Annotated in this window: 20 protein-coding genes; 15 read left to right on the forward strand and 5 right to left on the reverse strand. The window is 39.1% G+C overall.

What is annotated here, in order from left to right; all coding sequences use genetic code 11:
* Positions 1-28: 28 nt before the first annotated feature.
* The 3 genes from nagB (at position 29) to E4661_RS10660 (ending at position 4,462) form a co-directional block, all read left to right on the forward strand.
* On the forward strand, positions 29-1,963 hold the full coding sequence (nagB, locus tag E4661_RS10650) for a glucosamine-6-phosphate deaminase (RefSeq protein WP_136467133.1): 1,935 nt from the start codon (positions 29-31) through the stop codon (positions 1,961-1,963).
* A 347-nt stretch (positions 1,964-2,310) separates the two neighbouring features.
* A complete protein-coding gene (locus E4661_RS10655; protein WP_205728951.1) occupies positions 2,311-3,375 on the forward strand; it encodes a glycoside hydrolase family 3 protein in 1,065 nt (354 codons plus the stop codon).
* 10 nt (positions 3,376-3,385) lie between these two features.
* Entirely contained in the window at positions 3,386-4,462 is a 1,077-nt protein-coding gene (locus E4661_RS10660; protein ID WP_136467137.1) for an anhydro-N-acetylmuramic acid kinase, read from the forward strand.
* A 111-nt stretch (positions 4,463-4,573) separates the two neighbouring features.
* Here E4661_RS10660 and E4661_RS10665 read toward each other — a convergent pair whose 3' ends face one another.
* Positions 4,574-5,782: a multidrug effflux MFS transporter gene (locus E4661_RS10665; RefSeq protein ID WP_136467139.1), complete on the reverse strand. Its 1,209-nt coding sequence runs from the start codon at positions 5,780-5,782 to the stop codon at positions 4,574-4,576.
* 212 nt (positions 5,783-5,994) lie between these two features.
* On the opposite strand from E4661_RS10665, the gene E4661_RS10670 reads away from it, so the two are divergent.
* Complete coding sequence (locus tag E4661_RS10670) at positions 5,995-6,315, forward strand: GIY-YIG nuclease family protein (RefSeq protein ID WP_136467142.1); 321 nt, start codon at positions 5,995-5,997, stop codon at positions 6,313-6,315.
* A 45-nt stretch (positions 6,316-6,360) separates the two neighbouring features.
* Here E4661_RS10670 and E4661_RS10675 read toward each other — a convergent pair whose 3' ends face one another.
* From E4661_RS10675 to E4661_RS10685, 3 genes are read right to left on the reverse strand one after another with little or no spacing between them, the layout of a single operon-like run.
* Positions 6,361-7,902 (reverse strand): acyl-CoA carboxylase subunit beta, encoded by a 1,542-nt coding sequence (locus E4661_RS10675; protein WP_136467144.1) that lies wholly within the window; start codon positions 7,900-7,902, stop codon positions 6,361-6,363.
* A 5-nt stretch (positions 7,903-7,907) separates the two neighbouring features.
* Positions 7,908-9,350, reverse strand: coding sequence for an acetyl-CoA carboxylase biotin carboxylase subunit (gene accC / locus E4661_RS10680; protein ID WP_136467146.1), 1,443 nt, complete (start codon positions 9,348-9,350; stop codon positions 7,908-7,910).
* Between the two features lie 8 nt (positions 9,351-9,358).
* Positions 9,359-9,859 (reverse strand): biotin/lipoyl-containing protein, encoded by a 501-nt coding sequence (locus E4661_RS10685; RefSeq protein WP_240751458.1) that lies wholly within the window; start codon positions 9,857-9,859, stop codon positions 9,359-9,361.
* Between the two features lie 178 nt (positions 9,860-10,037).
* Here E4661_RS10685 and udk point away from each other — a divergent pair, with 178 nt between their 5' ends.
* The 11 genes from udk to E4661_RS10740 all read left to right on the forward strand — a co-directional run bounded on the left by udk (position 10,038) and on the right by E4661_RS10740 (position 20,315).
* A complete protein-coding gene (gene udk, locus E4661_RS10690; RefSeq protein WP_136467148.1) occupies positions 10,038-10,646 on the forward strand; it encodes a uridine kinase in 609 nt (202 codons plus the stop codon).
* A 1-nt stretch (position 10,647) separates the two neighbouring features.
* Entirely contained in the window at positions 10,648-10,977 is a 330-nt protein-coding gene (locus tag E4661_RS10695) for an FtsB family cell division protein (RefSeq protein ID WP_136467150.1), read from the forward strand.
* Entirely contained in the window at positions 10,974-12,371 is a 1,398-nt protein-coding gene (locus tag E4661_RS10700; protein WP_136467152.1) for a methylmalonyl-CoA mutase subunit beta, read from the forward strand. Before E4661_RS10695 ends, E4661_RS10700 begins: the two co-directional genes overlap by 4 nt.
* The gene (scpA, locus tag E4661_RS10705) at positions 12,364-14,442 is read left to right on the forward strand and encodes a methylmalonyl-CoA mutase (protein ID WP_136467154.1); all 2,079 of its coding nucleotides are present in this window, start codon (positions 12,364-12,366) and stop codon (positions 14,440-14,442) included. The genes E4661_RS10700 and scpA overlap by 8 nt, the downstream gene beginning before the upstream one ends.
* A 135-nt stretch (positions 14,443-14,577) precedes the next feature.
* Positions 14,578-15,351 (forward strand): ParA family protein, encoded by a 774-nt coding sequence (locus E4661_RS10710; protein WP_136467156.1) that lies wholly within the window; start codon positions 14,578-14,580, stop codon positions 15,349-15,351.
* A complete protein-coding gene (locus E4661_RS10715; protein WP_136467158.1) occupies positions 15,352-16,263 on the forward strand; it encodes a ParB/RepB/Spo0J family partition protein in 912 nt (303 codons plus the stop codon). It begins immediately after the preceding gene.
* A complete protein-coding gene (locus tag E4661_RS10720; RefSeq protein WP_240751459.1) occupies positions 16,256-16,912 on the forward strand; it encodes a DUF5683 domain-containing protein in 657 nt (218 codons plus the stop codon). The genes E4661_RS10715 and E4661_RS10720 overlap by 8 nt, the downstream gene beginning before the upstream one ends.
* A gap of 3 nt (positions 16,913-16,915) precedes the next feature.
* Positions 16,916-17,617: a 4-hydroxy-tetrahydrodipicolinate reductase gene (gene dapB / locus E4661_RS10725; protein WP_136467161.1), complete on the forward strand. Its 702-nt coding sequence runs from the start codon at positions 16,916-16,918 to the stop codon at positions 17,615-17,617.
* A 48-nt stretch (positions 17,618-17,665) separates the two neighbouring features.
* Positions 17,666-19,366, forward strand: a complete 1,701-nt coding sequence (lepB, locus tag E4661_RS10730) for a signal peptidase I (RefSeq protein ID WP_136467163.1) — start codon at positions 17,666-17,668, stop codon at positions 19,364-19,366.
* Between the two features lie 15 nt (positions 19,367-19,381).
* Positions 19,382-20,014, forward strand: a complete 633-nt coding sequence (locus E4661_RS10735; protein WP_136467165.1) for a WbqC family protein — start codon at positions 19,382-19,384, stop codon at positions 20,012-20,014.
* Positions 20,007-20,315, forward strand: coding sequence for a DUF6122 family protein (locus E4661_RS10740; protein WP_136467167.1), 309 nt, complete (start codon positions 20,007-20,009; stop codon positions 20,313-20,315). Before E4661_RS10735 ends, E4661_RS10740 begins: the two co-directional genes overlap by 8 nt.
* Here the strand turns inward: E4661_RS10740 and E4661_RS10745 are convergent.
* Positions 20,307-21,212: an endonuclease/exonuclease/phosphatase family protein gene (locus tag E4661_RS10745; RefSeq protein WP_136467169.1), complete on the reverse strand. Its 906-nt coding sequence runs from the start codon at positions 21,210-21,212 to the stop codon at positions 20,307-20,309. The genes E4661_RS10740 and E4661_RS10745 overlap by 9 nt on opposite strands.
* Positions 21,213-21,309 lie beyond the last annotated feature (97 nt).

The following is a 21,309-nucleotide window of genomic DNA, read 5'->3' on the forward strand; positions in this document are numbered from 1 at the left end:
CACCAACATTTAGTAAAATTCAGGTTTCATGGAAACAGTAACATTGAATAAAGGAAACATCGACATCTCGTATAAACCGGTAGGTCAGTTCGAGGAAACCCGATTTGAGAAAATTCACAACATCGTTTTTGAAAATTCGAAGGATGGTTCCTTAATAGTGGCAAGAGAAATTGCTGATTTGATCAAGCAAAAACAAAGCGAAGGAAAGCCATGCGTTTTGGGTCTTGCCACGGGATCTTCACCTATCAAAGTTTATGAAGAACTGGTACGTATGCATAAGGAAGAAGGATTGAGCTTTTCCAATGTAACCACCTTTAACTTGGACGAATACCTACCTATGGAAAAGGAAAACAGGCAAAGCTACCACTACTTTATGCACGAGCACCTGTTTAATCATATCGATATTGCACCTGAAAATGTAAACATTCCAAGCGGCACAGTTACCGGTGAAGGGGTTATTGAACACTGCGTTACGTATGAAAAGAAGATAAAGGACGCAGGAGGATTGGATTTTCAACTACTGGGTATTGGTAGAACCGGACACGTTGGTTTTAATGAACCCGGTTCACATTATAATTCAGCTACTAGGGTTATTACTTTAGATCATATAACTCGAGTGGATGCTGCTCCCGCATTTTTAGGCATCGATAATGTCCCACGAAAAGCCATTACCATGGGTATAGCCACTGTAATGAGCTCAAAACGTATTGTACTATTGGGGTGGGGGCAAAACAAGGCCGAAATAATAGAAAAAACTGTGGAGGGCGAGGTTTCCTCACATGTACCGGCCACCTATCTTCAAGAACACAAAAACTGCACTTTTGTGCTTGATACAGGAGCAGCTACAGAATTGACGCGCAACAAAACACCTTGGTTAGTGGATGAATCTTGCGAATGGACTGAAGAACTGACTGCAAAAGCTATTGTATGGTTATGTGGAAAAACTGGCAAGTCCATCTTAAGCCTAACCGATAAGGATTACAATGACAATGGAATGTCAGGTCTATTGACCCAACAAGATTCTTATGAACTGAACATTAAAATGTTCAATAGACTACAGCATACCATAACCGGATGGCCGGGTGGTAAACCCAATGCCGATGATACCAACCGACCAGAAAGGGCACTTCCTGTCAAAAAAAGAGTTATCATTTTCAGTCCTCACCCTGATGATGATGTTATCTCCATGGGAGGTACTTTTGATCGTTTGGTTGAGCAAGGTCACGAGGTTCACATTGCGTACCAAACCTCAGGAAACATTGCGGTTTCTGATACTGAGGCGTTGAAGTTTGCAGAAGTATCCAATGCCATTCAACCAACTCCGGAAGCGCAACAAATTGTAGATGCAATCTTAGCAAAAAAAGAGGCTGATTTTGACCCTATCGAAGTCAGAAAACTCAAAGGTGACATCAGAAGGGGCGAATCCTTAGCAGCTACCCGATACTTTAATGTACCAGATTCTCAGGTACATTTCTTAGATCTTCCATTTTATGAGACAGGAAAAATAAAGAAGGACGACCTTTCCCAAGCTGACATAGATATTATGATCAACATTATTAGTGAGGTAAAACCACATCAAATATATGCTGCTGGTGACCTAGCTGACCCACATGGCACGCACAAAGTTTGTCTTGATGCCGTTTTTGCCGCTGTGGATCACTTAAAAGATGAATCTTTTATGGATGACTGTTGGGTATGGTTATACAGGGGTGCATGGCATGAATGGGACATCAACGAAATTGAGATGGCCGTACCTATGAGCCCAGGGCAGGTTTTGAGAAAACGTCTTGCCATATTCTGCCATCAATCCCAGAAAGATGGGGTAATGTTCCAAGGAGATGATTCCAGGGAATTTTGGATGCGAGCTGAAGAAAGGAACAAAAATACGGCAGACCATTATAAAGCGCTAGGAATGTCCGATTATGCGGCCATAGAAGCGTTTGTAAGATATCAGTTCAAATAATTATGAACATACAAGTTTAGTTCTTGAGTTGAATTAATTTTAAGTTAGTCAAGTAAAAAGGCCTACATTTATTAAGTGTAGGTCTTTTTCATTTAAAGGAACATGTTACCATACTATTCCACCTTGACATCAGCTTGACTTATGAACCATGATTTCTTTAAAGAAAACCAGTTATATTCGTAGGAAGTCAAATAATGATCCTAGGGTTACCTTTCAGGGTCAAATTCCAAAAAGAAATGAGCTCCCACATTAAAGTTTTTTTTAACCTTAGTATCTTCATATTACTATTGAGTTCTTGTGCGAACAAATCCGATAAAAAAGAAATACTTGCTCAAGCAAAACCGTCTTTGAAAGAGAAAATTGGGCAAATGATTATGGTCGGGTTCAGAGGAATTTCAGTAACTGAAAAAGATGCCATTTTTAAAATGGTAAACGATTACCACATTAGTGGGGTCGTTTTATATAGTCGGGATTTACCTTCCAAAGAACACGTAAAACGTAACGTACTATCTCCCACCCAACTTAAAAAGTTGAACCAAAATCTACAGGCCATCGATTCCACAGAACTATTAATCTCAATTGATGAAGAGGGAGGTTTTGTTACTCGACTCACCTTAGCAGATGGTTTTGAAAATCACGCCTCGCATCAAGCAATCGGTGATTTGGATAATATAGATTCTACAAGGATATGGGCACAAAACATGGCCCACGAATTATCTGAATTGGGTATAAACATGAATTACGCTCCTGTCATTGATCTCAACATCAATCCAGAAAATCCGATTATAGGAAAAAGAGAACGAAGTTTTTCGGATGATGAGGAGAGCGTATTATCAAATAGCAGGATTTTCATTCAGGAACACCAAAACCAAGGGATAATCTGCGTCCCCAAGCACTTTCCCGGACATGGCAGTTCCGACAAAGATTCCCATAAGGGATTGGCCGATGTAACCCACACATGGAGCAAAAAAGAGCTGATCCCATTTCAAGAGTTGATTAAGGATGGTAGTTTAGATGTAATCATGACCTCCCATGTTTATAATGAAAACTTGGATACGCTTCCCTCAACCCTTTCACCAAAAATTATCAATAATATGCTTAGAAATGATTTTGGGTTTGAAGGCGTAATAATTTCGGATGATATGCAAATGAGGGCCATTTCCAACTTTTATGATTTTGAGACCAGTATAGAAAAAGCAATCATTGCAGGGGTTGATATACTTCTTTTCTCCAACAATGCCGCGCCATGTCCTGAAGGGTCAAACGAAAATTGCGTAGAAATACCTTTTGATTCCGAAATAGCAAAAAAAGCAATAGATCATATTTTATCCCTAGTGAATAAAGGTCATATTTCTAAGGAACGAATAGAGCAAAGCTATCAGCGTATAAAAAAGCTCAAGAAACAATTATAATTTTTTGCAAGTGAAAGTGTACAAAGTTTTGGGGTTAATGTCGGGCACCTCTTTGGATGGTTTGGATTTGGCTTATTGTCATTTATGGCAATCCAACGACCAATGGGAGTTTTCCATTGAAAAAATCAAGGATGTTTCGTACGACCCTGAATTAAAAAATTCATTAAAAAATGCCATTTATCTACCCGAAGATGAGCATGACCAATTACATCGAGATTATGGGCTCTGGTTGGGGAACCAATCCAAAGCTTTTATTGAAGCAGAGCATCTAGAAGTTGATTTCATTGCGAGTCATGGGCATACCTCGCACCATAGGCCAGAAGATGGAATCACTTTTCAACTGGGCGATGGACAATCGTTGGCCAATGCAAGTGGTGCACAAGTAATTTGCGACTTTAGAACTAAGGACGTTTCCCTAGGTGGACAAGGGGCTCCTCTCGTTCCCATAGGTGACCAATTATTGTTTCATGACTATGATTTCTGTTTGAATTTGGGCGGAATCAGCAATATGTCTTTTGAAAAGGATGGAAAACGCGTTGCGTATGATATTGGTTTGGCGAATATGCCGCTCAACCATATTACTCAAAAAATAGGTTTAGATTACGATGAAGATGGAAAACTTGCCCGTTCAGGAAGGCTGGATGAAGCACTATTGCTAAAATTGAATCAATTGGAGTATTACAAGCTTCCCTATCCTAAATCCACCGGATATGAGTGGTTCACAGAAAGGATTGTTCCACTTATTGAAGCATCCAACTTACAAAAAATTGATTTGCTCCATACGTTTATACATCATAACTGCGAGCAAATAGCCATTGAAGTGCGCAAACATGTAATCAAACCGCAGAACAAATTATTTGTTACGGGTGGTGGAGCGCTAAATCATTTTTTTGTAGAAACCCTTCAAGCCAAACTTGGCTCATCGGTCGAGGTGGTGGTGACAAACAAAACCTTGATTGCCTTCAAAGAAGCATTGGTTTTTGCTTTGATGGGAGTTCTTCGCCTTGAAAATAAAACCAACGTGCTCTCTTCTGTTACCGGAGCCGCTGAAGATTCATGCAGCGGGGAGATTTTCTTTCCAAAATAGCATGGGTTATTGCTACTGTCACTTCGAGCGCAGTCGAGAAGTCTTAAAACCTATGTTTCTTGGTCTCGACTGCGCTCGACATGACATCTACAGAATTTTATCTGATAATCATTACGCAGTAGCCACTTGTCTTGACTTTCGTATCGTCATATAGATAAGCAAAGACACCAGTCCGCAAATGGCCAAACCTGCAAAAAGCGGCCATACACTGGTCTCAACAAAATCCCCGATAAAGGTGGCAATGGGAATCGCCAATAAGGTTGATACAAAACCGTTGATTGCGGCTCCGATTCCTGCAATATGGCCTATGGGCTCCATGGCGATTGACCTAAAATTCCCCCACATAAATCCAAGACAAAAGAATTGTGCTGAAAGAAATCCAACTAAAACAAAAATGTTGGGATTTGGTGAATTCCAAAACATGAAAGCATATAGCAAGGCTATAACACAAAAAGCAAAAAGCGCCATTAATGAAAGTTTACGCATCCCGAATCGGAGCACCAAAGTTCCGTTCAAAAATGTAGAAAGTCCAATAGAAATGGCCAAGCCGGCAAAAATGTATGGAAAAGCTTCCTTTAAATGATAGATATCTTCAAAAACATGTTGTGCAGCGCTCAGGTATACTAAAAAAGCCCCTGTCACCAATCCAGACATCAAAGTATATGCAATTGTCTCTTTGTACTTTAAAAATTCTTTGGTTCCATCAACAAATACATGTCTTGTAAATGGAATTTTAAATTCCGGTTTAAGGGTTTCAGGCTGTCTTTTCCAAAACCAAATGCAAACCAGAAGACCAAAAATCAATTGTATATAAAAGATGGCCTTCCAACCTAAACTATCCAATATGACCTTCCCAATGGCAGGAGCTACAACAGGCACCAGAATAAAAAATGCAACCACAAAAGACATAACCTTCGCCATATAATCGCCTTTGTAGGTGTCACGAATAATGGAAATAGCCAAGGTTCGCGGTGCGGAAAGGCCTATCCCCTGAAGTATACGTCCTATCACCATAATTTCTAAGGATGGTGCGAATACACAAATAATACTTGCTAAAACAAACAAGGTAAATCCAACATAAACAATCGGTTTTCTGCCGTAGCAATCAGATAATGGACCAAAGAACAGTTGCCCCACACCCAACCCTAGGAAAATCATGGTAACCAGCAACTGATTGTCGGTGGGGTTTAAACTATTTATAGTTATCCCTATATCCGAAATTGCCGGTAAAAGCGCATCAATAGCCAAGGCCACAATGGACATTAAAGAGGCCATTAAAGCGATAAACTCAAAATTGGGTTTTCGGGTGTCTTTTTGCATGCTGCAAAATTACATATACCCTTTTCGACAGTGAACTTTTTTAATAGGTATTTAGATATAGAACTATAAAAAGTTCTTATGGTTTCTGAAAATTACTAGGGTCTGTTTCCTTGTCAAGACTTTGGTTATTTTTCTTATTATATTGCAACAAATATTAGCGTAGTATACCTCTTTAATTTGTCAGGTCGAGCGCAGTCGAGACCTAATTAATCATGAAGTTCTACTACGTTTATATTTTACTTTGCGCCGATGGGCTGACCTATACCGGAATCACCAATAACATTTCAAAAAGATTGGCCGAACATAAAAACGGTAAAATCACAACTTCCTTCACATACAAAAGAAGACCCGTCAAACTTATTTTCCAACAAGAGTTTAATGATGTTCTCCAAGCTATTTCTTTTGAAAAGAAAATAAAAAAATGGAGCGCTAAAAAGAAAATTGCTTTGGCAAATGGTGATTTTGATTTACTACAGATATTGTCTGAATGTAGAAGCGCTTCACATCACAAATATCATCCCAATAAGGATTGAGGTCTCGACTCCGCTCGACCTGACATTTCTTCTGACAACCTACATTTACAAAGGGATATTCCCATGCTTCTTTTTAGGGGTCCGCACTTGCTTTTTCTCCAACATGGCAAATGCCTTTAACAACTTACGCCTTGTATTCTTTGGTAAGATGACCTCATCAATAAATCCTCGTTGCGCAGCACGATAAGGATTGGCAAATTTATCGGCATACTCGGCTTCTTTTTCCTTCAGCTTGGCTTCCGGGTCATCCGCTGCAGCAATTTCTCGGCGGAAAATAATCTCACTTGCCCCTTTGGCACCCATTACAGCAATCTCTGCTGTTGGCCATGCAAAGTTGAAATCAGCACCAATATGTTTGGAGTTCATCACATCATAGGCCCCTCCATACGCCTTTCGGGTAATCACGGTGACTCTTGGTACGGTAGCCTCACTAAGTGCATACAGCAGTTTTGCACCATGCATTATGATTCCATTCCACTCTTGGTCCGTTCCAGGTAAAAACCCTGGGACATCAACCAACACCAGCAACGGAATATTGAACGCATCACAAAAACGAGTAAATCGAGCTGCTTTGGTAGAACTGTTTACATCCAAGACTCCTGCCAAAAACAACGGTTGATTGGCTATTATCCCAACACTTCTCCCACCCAGTCGGGCAAAACCTACAATAATGTTTTCGGCATAATCTTTATGAATCTCATAAAAAGAACCCGTATCAATAATCCCATTTATCACTTCGTGCATGTCATAGGGTTTATTGGGGTTATCAGGCACAATATTGGAAAGTTCATCCCTGACTTCCTCCCCTAAAGTATACTGGAGTGTCTTTGGAATTTCTGAATTGTTTTGAGGAAGGTAATCCAATAGCTTTTTAATATCATCCAAACAAGCGGCATCGTTGCTTGAGGTTTTATGCGCTACTCCAGACTTTGCAGCGTGGGTGCTTGCTCCACCCAATTCTTCGGAGGTCACTTCTTCATTGGTCACGGTTTTTACCACATTGGGCCCTGTCACGAACATATAACTGGTTTCTTCTACCATTACAATGAAATCGGTCATTGCTGGAGAATATACAGCACCTCCAGCACATGGTCCCATTACCGCAGATATTTGGGGAATAACACCTGAAGACTGTACATTTCGATAAAAAATATCCGCATACCCTCCTAAGGATTTTACTCCTTCCTGGATTCGAGCTCCTCCTGAATCATTTAATCCAATAATAGGGGCACCTACTTTCATGGCCAAATCCATCACTTTACAGATTTTTTCGGCATGGGTTTCAGATAAGGCTCCTCCAAAGACTGTGAAATCTTGGGCATATACATAAACCAATCTCCCATTGATAGCCCCGTAACCAGTAACCACCCCATCTCCGTAATAAATCTCTTTATCCATACCAAAATCTGTGGTTCGGTGGGTCACTAAAATGCCCATTTCCTCAAAGGAACCTTCATCCAACAAATATTGAATCCGCTCTCGGGCAGTAAGCTTTTTCTTTTGGTGTTGTTTTTTAATCCGCTTTTCACCACCACCCAAATGAGCTTCTTCAATTTTATCTTTAAGTATCTTTATTTTGGAATCCATCTGTATTAGTTTGTGGGTAGTTTTACGATTTTTTTGTCTTCAAGATATTGATGCAAAGCAATCATAGCGGCAATCTTGGCTTCTCCTTCGTTTTTCTCATTTATTCTTTCCGACGAATAATAGTTCTTAACAAAATGGGTGTCAAAATTCCCGGAACGGAAGGCTTCGTGCTCAAAGACATAGGTTCCAAAGGGTAAAGTGGTCTGCACCCCTTTTATCTGATAATCATCAATCGCTTCCAACATGAGTTCAATCGCTTCTTCACGGGTTTTACCATAGGTAATCAATTTTGAAATCATCGGGTCATAGTAAATCGGAACATCCATTCCTTCTTCAAAACCATTATCAACTCGTATGCCTTCTCCAACAGGAAGCTGATAGGTTTCTAAATTACCGACACTCGGCAGAAAATCGTTAAGTGGGTCTTCGGCGTAAACACGAAGCTCTAAAGCATGTCCATGAATATTCAGATCTTTTTGTTCAATTGGGAGTTCCTCCCCTCTTGCAACTTTAATTTGCAACTCTACCAAATCAATACCCGTAATCATTTCCGTAACAGGGTGCTCTACTTGCAAACGGGTATTCATTTCGAGAAAATAGAAATTCATGTCGGCATCAAGCAAAAACTCCACCGTTCCAGCTCCAACATAGTCGCAGGCCTTAGCCACCTTTGTTGCCGCTATACCCATTTCCTCCCTAAGTTTTGGTGTCAAAACAGAGGACGGCGCCTCTTCAACGACTTTCTGGTGTCTTCTTTGGATGCTACATTCCCGCTCAAAAAAGTGCAACACATTACCATAGGTATCAGCCATTACCTGAATCTCAATATGCCTTGGTGAAGTAACATATTTTTCCAAAAAGACAGAGCCATCACCAAAAGCAGAAGTAGCTTCACTTATAGCCCGCTCCATTTGAGATTCCAAATCTTGTTCTTTTTCAACGATCCGCATACCTTTTCCACCACCACCGGCCGATGCCTTTATCAAAATTGGATACCCTATTTCATTGGCAATTTCTTGTGCTTTTGCAACATCTGTAATGGCCTCATCGATTCCAGGCACCATGGGAATGTCATATGCCTTAACCGTTTCCTTGGCCATAAGTTTGCTTCCCATAATACGAATAGCGTTAGATTTAGGCCCAATAAAAATCAAATCGTTTTTTTCTACGGATTCCGCAAAGTCTGCATTTTCACTCAAGAAGCCATATCCTGGGTGAATCCCATCAACATTTAACTCCTTTGCGGCCTTAATAATCTTATCTCCCAACAAATAAGATTGGCTTGAAGGTGCTTTCCCAATGCAAACGGCTTCATCAGCAAATCTTACGTGTGGTGTGTTTCTATCAGCCTCTGAAAAAACTGCAACAGTTGAAATTCCCATTTTCTTGGCCGTTTTCATTACCCTTAAGGCTATTTCCCCACGATTTGCAACCAATATTTTTTTCATACTCGATTTTATTGAAATTCAATCAACAATTGCTTTTTATCAACCGCTTCACCTTGTTTTGCAGTAATTTTCTTAACAACTCCACTTCTTGGTGAAGTGATGATGTTTTCCATTTTCATAGCTTCAAGTACCAATAACGGCTGATCCTCCTCCACTTCTTCCCCCTCTTCCACCGAAATTTCCAAAATAAGTCCTGGCATTGGGGCCGATATAGAGTTGATGTTTTTAGAACCATTGGATGCAAAACCCATTTTTTTTATGAGTTCATCCAATGGTGTACCAATTGATGTTTGATACTCCTTTCCATCAACCTTTACCGTGTATAACCTCTTGTTGAAATCTTTGGTAATAATCTCAACCTTGAATGATGTGTCATTCTTTAAAATATGGAAGGTGTTTTTTCCTATTTTGAGAATATCCAGTTCAACAATATCCTCCTCTGATAATTGAAAATCAAAGTTCCCATTTACTTTGATGGTATGCGTCTTTTCCATAAAAATTGTTCTCATGGGTTAGCCAGATAAATATAAGATTAATGCCATAATACTAAGCAAATCTAATTTCATAATCTTTTATGGGTTATGATAATAATCATCCATTATTAAACTGAACAGATGTAACTATGCATCAATATTGGTAACTTGAAAATCTTATCAAATGCTTACTTTTGGGCTTAAAATTATTACCATGCTAATATTGGGAATTGCAGGGGGTACAGGTTGCGGAAAAACCACCGTGGTTAATCAAATAGTGGGTCAACTACCGGAAAACGAAGTTGGTGTTATCTCTCAAGATTCTTATTACAATGACCTTTCACATTTAACTAAGGAAGAGCGGGGGAAAGTTAATTTTGACCATCCCAATTCGATAGATTTTGACTTGTTGATTTCCCATTTAGAGCAATTAAAAGAAGGAAAATCTATAGATAAACCCATCTATTCTTTTGTAGAAGAAACAAGACTTACCAAGACTATTCCAACAGAACCCAGAAAGGTAATGATCGTAGAAGGTATTTTGGTGCTGAGCAATGCTAAACTTCGAGATATGTTTGATATCAAAATCTATGTCCATGCGGATTCTGATGAACGTTTAATAAGAAGATTGCAAAGAGACATCCGCGAACGTGGGCACGATTTGGAAAAGGTGTTGACAAGATACCAAACTGCCGTGAAACCAATGCATCAGCAATTTATAGAGCCTTCAAAAGAATTTGCGGATATTATTATCCCCAATAACCATTACAATACCGTTGCCGTTGATATGGTACGTACGATAATAAACGATAGGCTACATTAAAATGGGACTAAAAGGGTTAAGAAACAAAAGATGGTTCAAGGTAATGACCAACATGTATGTGCTGGTACTCACCATTTTTGTCATTTGGATGGCGTTTTTTGACACCAATTCCCTGCTCATCCATTTAGAATTGCGGAAAGAAATTAAAAAATTGGAAAAGCAGAAAGAATTCCTTCAAGGAGAAATCGACAAAGATAAAGAGGTTCTTGAAAAGTTATCTGACAAAGGAGAACTGGAAAAGTTTGCACGCGAGAAGTATTATATGAAGAAAGAGAATGAAGAGATCTTTTTGATTGAATATGAGGACAGTCTGAAAACTAAAAGGGAATGAGTAAATCTAGTCTTTTTGGTGAATTCCCAAAAGTTTCCGCAAAACAATGGAAACAGAAAATCCAATTTGACCTGAAGGGAGCAGATTATAATAATACGCTCATTTGGGAATCTCAAGATGGCATCAAAATAAAACCCTTTTACCATACTGAAGATTTAAGGGAATTAAAAACATTTGATTTACCAGAAGACCATAACTGGAGAATTGCCCAATCTCTATATGTCGGCAATTCTAAGCTGGCCAATGAAAGAGCAGTTGATGTTCTGAAAAGAGGAGCAGAAAGTTTGATTTTTACAATTCCCAATACAGATTTTGATGTACAGACATTGCTGACCAACGTCAATTTGGAAGCCACTGCATTGTATTTCAATTTTGATTTTTTGGCTCTTGAACCCTTAGAAAATATACTCTCTTTATTACATGGAAAGAATACCTGCATCCATCTAAATATTGACCTTATTGGTAATCTGGCAAGAACAGGAAATTGGTTCCACAATCTAAAAAAAGACCATTCTATTCTAGAAGAAATTTTCAACTTGACCAAAAAACAAAATGTCAGCTCAACACTTAGTGTTGATCTATCCTTATATCAAAATGCCGGTGCCAATATGATACAGCAGCTAGCTTATAGTTTGGCCCATGCAAACGAATACCTCAATTATTTTTCCAATATTACCACTAGCAAAATCGAAAGACCCTTATCTATTAATTTCAAAGTTTCGGTGGGCAGCAATTATTTCTTTGAAATAGCCAAGTTAAGAGCACTACGTTGGTTATGGAAAACCGTTTCATCTGCTTATGGCATTTCAAATGAGTGTCATATTTTGGCTCTTCCTTCCAGACGAAACAAGACATTATATGATTACAACGTGAACATGCTACGGACCACATCAGAATGTATGTCTGCCATTCTAGGGGGAGCAGATGCTGTTTGCAATCTGTCTTATGATGCCATTTATCATAAGGAAAATGAGTTTGGAGACCGTATTGCCAGAAATCAGCTTTTATTGTTAAAAGAAGAAAGTTATTTTGATGAAGCTTCAAAGGTTTCAAAAGGTTCCTACTATGTAGAATCATTGACAGAACAGTTAGCGGAAAAAGCATTAAGATTGTTCAAGAAGATTGAAAATTCTGGAGGTTTTTTGGCAGAGCTAAAAAAGGGAAACATCCAGAAAAAATTAAAAGAAAGTGCGGTAAAGGAGCAACAACTTTTTGATTCGGGTGAAATCGTATCTGTGGGCACCAATAAATTTCAGAACACCGAGAATCGTATGAAGGGAGACCTAGAGCTGTATCCTTTTGTAAAGACAAAACCCAGAAAAACCATCATTGAACCCATCATTGAAAGACGTTTGGCGGAAGCATTGGAACAGAAAAGATTGGATAATGAGTAGAAAGAACCTTCAAAATCTGGAATTGTCCACAAATAGCAAATCGAACCCAGAAGAAGGTTCAGCACATGAATGTTCCAATTTCGCCGCTGGTATTCCACCATTTCTTCGTGGCCCCTACTCTACCATGTATGTACGTCGTCCATGGACCATTAGACAATATGCGGGTTTTTCAACAGCTGAGGAAAGCAATGCTTTTTACCGGAGAAACCTTAAAGGAGGTCAGAAAGGGCTTTCCGTTGCCTTCGACCTGCCCACACACCGAGGCTACGACAGTGACAATGAGCGTGTGATAGGTGATGTGGGAAAAGCAGGTGTTGCCATTGATTCTGTAGAGGACATGAAAGTGCTTTTTGATGGTATTCCTTTGGATAAAATGTCAGTTTCCATGACTATGAACGGGGCAGTGCTTCCCATAATGGCCTTTTACATCGTTGCTGCAGAGGAACAGGGTGTTTCCATGGAAAAACTCTCTGGAACTATACAAAATGACATTCTCAAAGAGTTCATGGTTAGGAATACATATATCTATCCACCTTCGCCTTCTATGCAAATTGTGGCTGATATCTTTGAATTTACTAGCCAAAACATGCCCAAATTCAATAGTATCAGTATTTCTGGCTACCATATGCATGAAGCGGGAGCTCCCGCCGCAATTGAATTGGCATACACTCTAGCGGACGGAATCGAGTACATAAGAACCGGTATAAAAGCTGGATTAAAAATTGATGATTTTGCTCCCCGGCTCTCCTTTTTCTGGGGAATTGGGATGAACCATTTCATAGAAATTGCCAAAATGCGGGCTGGTCGAATGCTATGGGCTAAATTGGTCAAGGAATTTGGTCCAAAAAATGAAAAATCCCTGATGTTGCGTACCCATAGCCAGACCAGTGGATGGAGTTTAACAGAGCAAGACCCTTTCAACAACGTGGCCCGCACAACAATCGAAGCCATGGCTGCAGCTTTTGGCGGTACGCAGAGTTTGCACACAAATGCTTTGGATGAAGCTATTGCCCTTCCCACAGATTTTTCAGCAAGAATTGCAAGAAATACACAGATTTACCTGCAACAAGAAACCCATATTACCAAAACCGTTGATCCTTGGGCAGGAAGTCATGTAGTGGAAGAACTCACCCAGAAAATTGCTGAGGAAGCATGGAATCTGATTCAAGAAGTGGAAAAATTAGGCGGAATGACCCAAGCCATAGAAGCAGGTATTCCCAAGATGCGGATTGAAGAAGCTTCAGCAAAAAAGCAAGCACGTATCGATAGTGGTCAGGATACTATCGTTGGGGTCAACAAATATCTTTTAAAGGATGAGGATGAGCTTCAAATCCTTGAAGTGGATAATGACAAAGTTCGCAAACAACAGATTGAACAATTGCAAAACCTTAAATCTGGGAGGGATGAAAATGCAGTTCAAATAGCCCTTAAAAAAATAACAACCGCTTCCGAAATGGCTTTGCAAACCGGGTCTGAACGTGAAAATTTATTAGCTTTAGCCGTTACAGCTGCCAAACATAGAGCTACCTTGGGTGAAATCAGTGACGCCATGGAAAGTGCTTTTGGCAGGTATCAGGCAAAAATACAATCGTTCACGGGGGTGTATTCTAAAGAAATTAAAAACGACAAAAGCTTCGATACGGCAAAAAGGATGGCCGATGATTTTGCCTCGGAAGAAGGTAGAAGACCCAGAATCATGATAGCCAAAATGGGTCAGGATGGCCATGACCGTGGGGCAAAAGTGGTGGCTACGGGTTATGCCGACCTTGGTTTTGATGTGGATATTGGCCCATTGTTCCAAACCCCTTCGGAAGTTGCGAAACAAGCCGTAGAAAACGATGTACATGTCTTGGGTGTTTCTTCCTTGGCCGGAGGGCACAAAACATTGGTTCCAGAAGTAATCAAGGAGCTAAAAAAGCATGGACGGGAAGATATTTTGGTTATCGTCGGTGGGGTGATTCCAAAACAAGACTACGAACACTTACTGGACAATGGCGCTGTGGCAGTGTTCGGACCGGGTACCAAAATCAGCGAAGCAGCCATCGAAATATTACGCATTCTATCTGATTGACCCCCTGTAAAGCCCTTAAAACACTATCTTTAACTTTCTTTAACGCACATTATCAGGGTTATTCACCTTCTGTTAACAAAATACATTTTTTAACGTCTTAAATAATTGTATTTTTAGCACCTAACTTACTATGAAATGGGCAAGATAATTGCTATTGCAAATCAGAAGGGTGGTGTAGGTAAGACAACAACAACGGTAAACCTAGCTGCCTCACTTGGTGTACTTGAAAAGAAAGTGTTGTTGATTGATGCAGACCCACAGGCCAATGCTACTTCTGGATTGGGTATTGAAGTAGATGGTGTTGAAAAGGGCACGTATCAATTACTGGAACACACTATGCCGGTAGAAGAGGTCATAATGAAGACCGATTCGCCAAATGTGGACCTTATTCCCGCACACATAGACCTTGTGGCAATTGAAATTGAGTTGGTCGACAAGGACAATAGAGAGTACATGCTAAAAGAAGCTCTTAAGAGTCTGGGTGATAAGTATGATTTTGTCCTGATAGATTGTGCACCCTCTTTGGGTTTATTAACTCTAAATGCCCTTACAGCGGCTCATTCTGTAATGATTCCGATTCAATGCGAGTATTTTGCATTGGAAGGACTTGGAAAACTGTTGAATACGGTTAAAAGCGTTCAGAAAATCCATAACAACGACCTGGATATAGAAGGCATGCTTTTGACCATGTATGATTCTAGGTTACGCTTGTCCAATCAAGTGGTGGAAGAAGTTAAAAAGCACTTTGCAGATATGGTATTCGATACCATCATACAAAGAAATGTTAGGCTAAGTGAAGCGCCAAGTTATGGTGAAAGCATTATCAAATATGATGCAAGCAGCAAGGGTGCGACCAATTACCTGAACTTGGCCAATGAAATATTGAAGAAAAACAAGGAGAAAGTTTAAATGGCGAAAGCAACTAAAAAACAGGCTTTGGGAAGAGGCCTGTCCGCTCTATTGAAAGATCCGGAAAATGATATTCAATCAGTTTCTGATAAAAATGCGGACAAGGTCATTGGCAATGTGGTCGAGCTTGATATAAAGTCTATTGAGGTGAACCCGTTTCAACCGCGTTCTAATTTCAATGATGAAGCACTCCGTGAATTGGCAAGTTCCATAAAAGAACTGGGAATCATCCAGCCCATTACAGTACGCAAACTAGATTTCAATAAATTTCAACTCGTTTCTGGGGAAAGAAGGTTTAGAGCTTCCAAAATTGTAGGGCTTGAAACCATTCCTTCTTATATCCGAATTGCCAATGATCAAGAATCATTGGAAATGGCTTTGGTCGAAAATATCCAACGTCAAGATCTTGATCCCATTGAAATTGCCCTTTCCTATCAACGCCTTATTGATGAAGTTCAAGTAACCCAAGAAAAACTTAGTGACCGGGTAGGTAAAAAACGTTCCACCATTACCAACTACTTACGTCTGCTAAAACTACATCCCATAATTCAAACAGGAATGCGAGATGGGTTTGTAAGTATGGGACATGGACGTGCTTTGATAAATATTGAAAAGAAAAAAGACCAAATCAATATTTATGAAAAAATTGTTTCAGAAGGCCTTTCTGTGCGGGAAACAGAACGACTAGTGAAGGCTTATAAAGAATCTAAAAACCTAAAAGAACCTTTAAAAAAGGTCAATACCCCTAAAGAAGTTCCCAATTTTATTTCAAAAGGATTGGATGCCATGAAAAAACACCTATCCTCCCGAGTAGATATTTCCACTTCACAAAATGGTAAGGGTAAAATTGTGATTCCTTTTCATTCAAAAGAAGAGTTCCAGCGATTAAAAAAATTATTGACAGGTGATTAAAAGCCTCATTCTTTCGTGCATTTTATTGCTATCCTGCCAGTTCATCTTCTCTCAAGAAAAAAAAGAAGACAATCAGGAACATCCCCAAGAGATTGATTCTTTAGCTCAAGATTTAGAAGGAAAAGGATTTACTATTGAGGAGGTAACATATGAGAAAAAAAAGATCAATCCGTTGGCGCCAAGTAAAGCAGCATTTTACTCGGCCATATTTCCTGGATTAGGACAGATATACAATAAAAGATACTGGAAAGCTCCTATTGTTTGGGGTGCCATTGGTACTGGAATCTATGTCTACTCTTTTAACAATACGGAATACAACAAGGCCAGAGATGCATTTAAAAGACGTAGGGCGGGGTTTACAGATGATATATTCTACGATTTGAATAATGACAACGCGCCCGGTTCTCCGCCTGATGTCTCAGATGAAGCATTGCAGGACGCACAGGAAAGAACACAACGGGACCGTGACCTTTCCCTACTGATTACTATTGTCATGTACACACTCAATATTATCGATGCCAATGTTGATGCGCATCTGAAACAGTACAATGTAGATGACCAATTAGCAATTGACTTCAAACCTTATTTAGACCTTAATCCCCTGACCAATAGACCAAACTACGGAATGGCTCTGGTCGTAAAATTTTAACTTATGAAGATTGGTTTGTTTGGCTATGGAAAAATGGGCAAAATGATAGAGCAAATTGCGCTTCAAAGAGGCCATACCATTGTTGCCAAAGTAGACATAGATACAAAAGAGATAGATTTCCAGAATATGGATGTCGCAATAGATTTTAGTACTCCAGATGCAGCATTTAACAATATAACTTCCTGTTTTGAAAACAATGTACCCGTAATTTCTGGTACCACAGGATGGTTGGGCAATTTTGAAAAGGCCCTTGATATATGCAATAAGCACAGTGGTGCTTTCATTTATGCATCTAACTTTAGTTTAGGTGTCAATGTTTTTTTCGAACTAAACTCATATCTCGCCAAAATGATGTCTGCTTTGGATCAATACAAAGTTTCAATGGAAGAGATACATCACACCCAGAAACTAGATGCTCCCAGTGGTACGGCAATCACGTTGGCAGAAGGAATCATTGAAAATACAGCGTATCAAAATTGGAACATGGAAGATACAGGTGAAGATATTGTTCCAATAAAATCCAAACGAGAGGGGACAGTTCCAGGAACCCATACTATTGCCTATAACAGTAAAGTGGACGGTATCGAGATAAAACATACGGCTCACAATCGCGAAGGATTTGCCTTGGGTGCCGTAATTGCAGCTGAGTGGATTCAAGGGAAAACAGGTGTTTTTTCTATGAAAGATGTGTTAAACATTGATTAAAAACGTAACAACAGTACAGACATTTAGTCTAAACAAATAAACTTCTATATGGACGGTATACAGTGGATTATTTTCATCTTGATTGTACAGGTAATTCATTTTTTAGGGACCTGGAAACTTTACACAAAAGCTGGAAGAAAAGCGTGGGAAGCGGCAATACCAGTGTACAATGGTATTGTGCTGATGAAAATCATTAACAGACCTTGGTGGTGGGTTTTACTTCTTTTTATTCCCATTATCAATTTATTGATGTTTCCAGTGGTCTGGGTGGAAACTGTAAGAAGTTTTGGAAAAAGTAAACTTACAGATACTTGGGCCGCCATCTTAACACTTGGCTTTTACATTTATTATCTCAACTACGTAGAGGATGTGAAGTACATAGAAAATCGAGACTTAAAGCCTAAAACAGGACTAGGTGAATGGGTAAGTTCTATAGTTTTTGCTATTGTGGCCGCAACTTTCGTCCACACATATTTCATTCAACCTTATGTAATACCCACTCCTTCCCTGGAAAGGACGTTAAGAATTGGAGATTTCCTTTTTGTAAGTAAATTTCACTATGGTGCCCGAGTTCCAATGACAGCAGTTGCTGCTCCCATGGTTCACGATACTTTACCGGTTTTAAAGACTCGCTCTTATTTAAATAAGCCACAGATACCCTACTTAAGGCTACCTGGATTCAACGAGGTCAAAAAAAACGATATTGTCGTATTTAGTTGGCCTGCTGATACGGTTCGTCAATTTTTTGTTTCTGAGAGAAAAGTCGAAAAGCCTATCGACAAAAAATCAAATTATGTTAAAAGGTGTGTGGGAACCCCAGGAGATTCTTTAGAGATAATCGATGGTTTTGTCTACATTAATGGAAAAAGACTTAAACTTTCTGATCGGGCCAAGCCCATGTATGATTACACTATTTATTCCAAGAAAGGTGTATCCAGTAGACTTTTGTCAGATATTGAAGCCACTGATTTTATCAGAAAATACATTGCAAACAACATAAGTCAAAACCAAGTAGATGCCATTTCATCCATGGTTATAGGGGTAAGACAAGCTCCAGATGGAAAAATTGAACTCATCACCGACGAAAAGGGAATACCAACGGAAGCGATACGACAGTTAAGATTATCGCTTACAGAGGAAAAACCATTATCTAGAGTTGCCAATCTTACAGATGACATGGTTGCCAAATTACGAAGTAACTCCACAATTGATTCCGTGGTCAAGACCAATGAGGGCAAAGGAGTTTATATGGGGTCATTTCCGCAAAAACCTAATCTATATCCGTGGAACAATGATAATTTTGGACCAATTTATATTCCCGAAGCGGGCACTACCGTTGAGATAAATTACAGAACTATTCCGCTCTACAAAAAAATTATCCGTGACTACGAACATAACGATGTAAAAGTTTCAGGACAAAAAGTGTTTATTAACGGAAAAGAAACCAACTCCTATACGTTCAAGCAAGATTATTATTGGATGATGGGTGACAACCGTGACCATTCAGAAGATAGCCGAACTTGGGGCTATGTACCAGCAAACCATATTGTTGGCAAGCCAGTTTTTCTTTGGATGAGCTTTGATAATTTCAATGAAGGCTTACTTAAATGGAGACCCCGATGGAATCGAATTTTTACAACTGTTGGAGGAAGTGGAGAGCCTGTTTCCTATTTTAAATACTTCTTGATGGTAATAGCCGGTTGGTTTGTTTTTGATTTCATTCGAAAACGCAGAAAAAAGAAAGAATAAATCAAGTGTTCTAGTTTGAAGACCGTTCTACATCCCTCCTATTTTCCAAGCATAGGCTCATTTTCTATCCTTGCACAGAAGGATGTAATCTGGGAAATACACGATAATTTCCAGAAGCAAACTTATAGGAATAGGTGCTATATCTGTACGGATAGGGGAAAACATATGCTCAACATTCCCATCAAACATGTTGGAGGAAATGAGGGAAGACAAAAATATGTTGATGTCACCATAGATGACAGTTACAAATGGAGAAAACTACATTGGCGTACGTTAGAGACAGCCTACAGGACCTCTCCTTTCTTTGAGTATTATGAAGATGATCTAAAACTCCTTTTTGAAGAACAGGAAAGTTCACTTTTTGAATTCAATTTAAAAACCATAAAAATTATAGGTGGTTGTTTGGGGATTCGGATTCCCATGGAAAAAACCAGTACCTACGAAAAAGAAGTTTCATCTAATTTTGATGCCCGATTTTTGATAGAAGCTAAAAAAGAATCTATTGTGCCATTCCAGACATATTCACAGGTCTTCGAGGAACGTCACTCCTTTGTGCCCAATTTAAGCATCCTGGATTTATTGTTCAATGAAGGTCCAAATACACTAAGTTACTTAAAGAACCAGCCGCTTACCTTTTTAAATGTTTAGGCTCATCATTCATTACGGAATCCATTTTATAGTTCCCGTTCTTATTGCATTTATTTTTTTTAAGGAAAAAAAGCTTAAAACCTTACTGATTCTTCTGGCAGGAATGTCAATAGATTTAGACCATCTTTTGGCAACTCCGATATTTGATGCGAACCGGTGCAGCATTGGTTTTCATCCCTTGCACAGTTATCTGGCAATAATCATCTACTGTACCTTGCCTTTCTTTAGGTCTACCAGAATTTTAGGACTTGGACTGATCATACATATTATTGCAGATATTGTAGATTGTCTATTAATCTGATTTAAGTCTTAAGGTGGCCATCACAGGATAATGATCGGACAATTTTTTATTGAAATTTTGATGCGAAATGACTTGGAAAGAAGGATCGGCCAAGATATAATCAATTCTAAGAGGAAACCCTAAAAGGTTATACGTCTTGCCAAATCCTTTACCTTTTTCGAGAAAAGTATCCTGTAAATCGCCTTTTACCGTTCTGTAAACATTTGAAAATTGTGTATTGTTCATATCCCCACAAACAATACTCTTATAAAGGCTTTTATTTTTGTGATCTCTAAATATTTTGGCTTGCTCCTGTTGTTTGGCAAAGGTTTTCACCAATCTTCGATAGTTCTTCTCACTTTGTTCTTCAGAAAACGTTTCGGAGGAAGGAACAATATTAAACGATTGCAGATGAAGATTGTAAATGCGAATTGTATCGCCTTTGTATAAGATATCGGCATAAATCACATTGTTTATAGTTCTAGGTAAATCCAGAGAACCGTTTTCAACAATGGGATATTTGGAAAATATCGCTTGCTTAGTCCTTGGTGCTGAATGATAGGTTTCACTCCAGTAGGGATATTCCGGCAGTTGTTCGTATCTATTTCTAATATGTTCCTGAACGCAAATAACATCAGGGTTTTGCTTTTTTATAAACCCAATAATACTATCCCCAACGTTGGGTTTCTTTATCCACTCGTATTTATTGAATTCATGGACATTATAGGTCATTATTTTGAGATAAGAATCTTCATTGCTCCCAATATCGTTATCTCCAATTTTATAGAAAGACCCGAAAGCTAAGTATCCAACAAGCAAGGCCAAAAGTGACCAAACCAGCTTTTTTTTCCGTTTTATAAGCCAGTAAACAAGGAACAAAAAGTTAAGGATAAAAAGAATGGGAACAGCTAAGCTCAAAAACGAAAATATTGGGATAATTTGAACTGTAGAATAAGAAAAAAGACTAGTCACCAAAAGTAGCAGTGAAATAAAAATATTTACCGCATAAAATATC

This window comes from Flagellimonas onchidii, from assembly GCF_004804315.1.
Lineage (GTDB): Bacteria > Bacteroidota > Bacteroidia > Flavobacteriales > Flavobacteriaceae > Flagellimonas > Flagellimonas onchidii.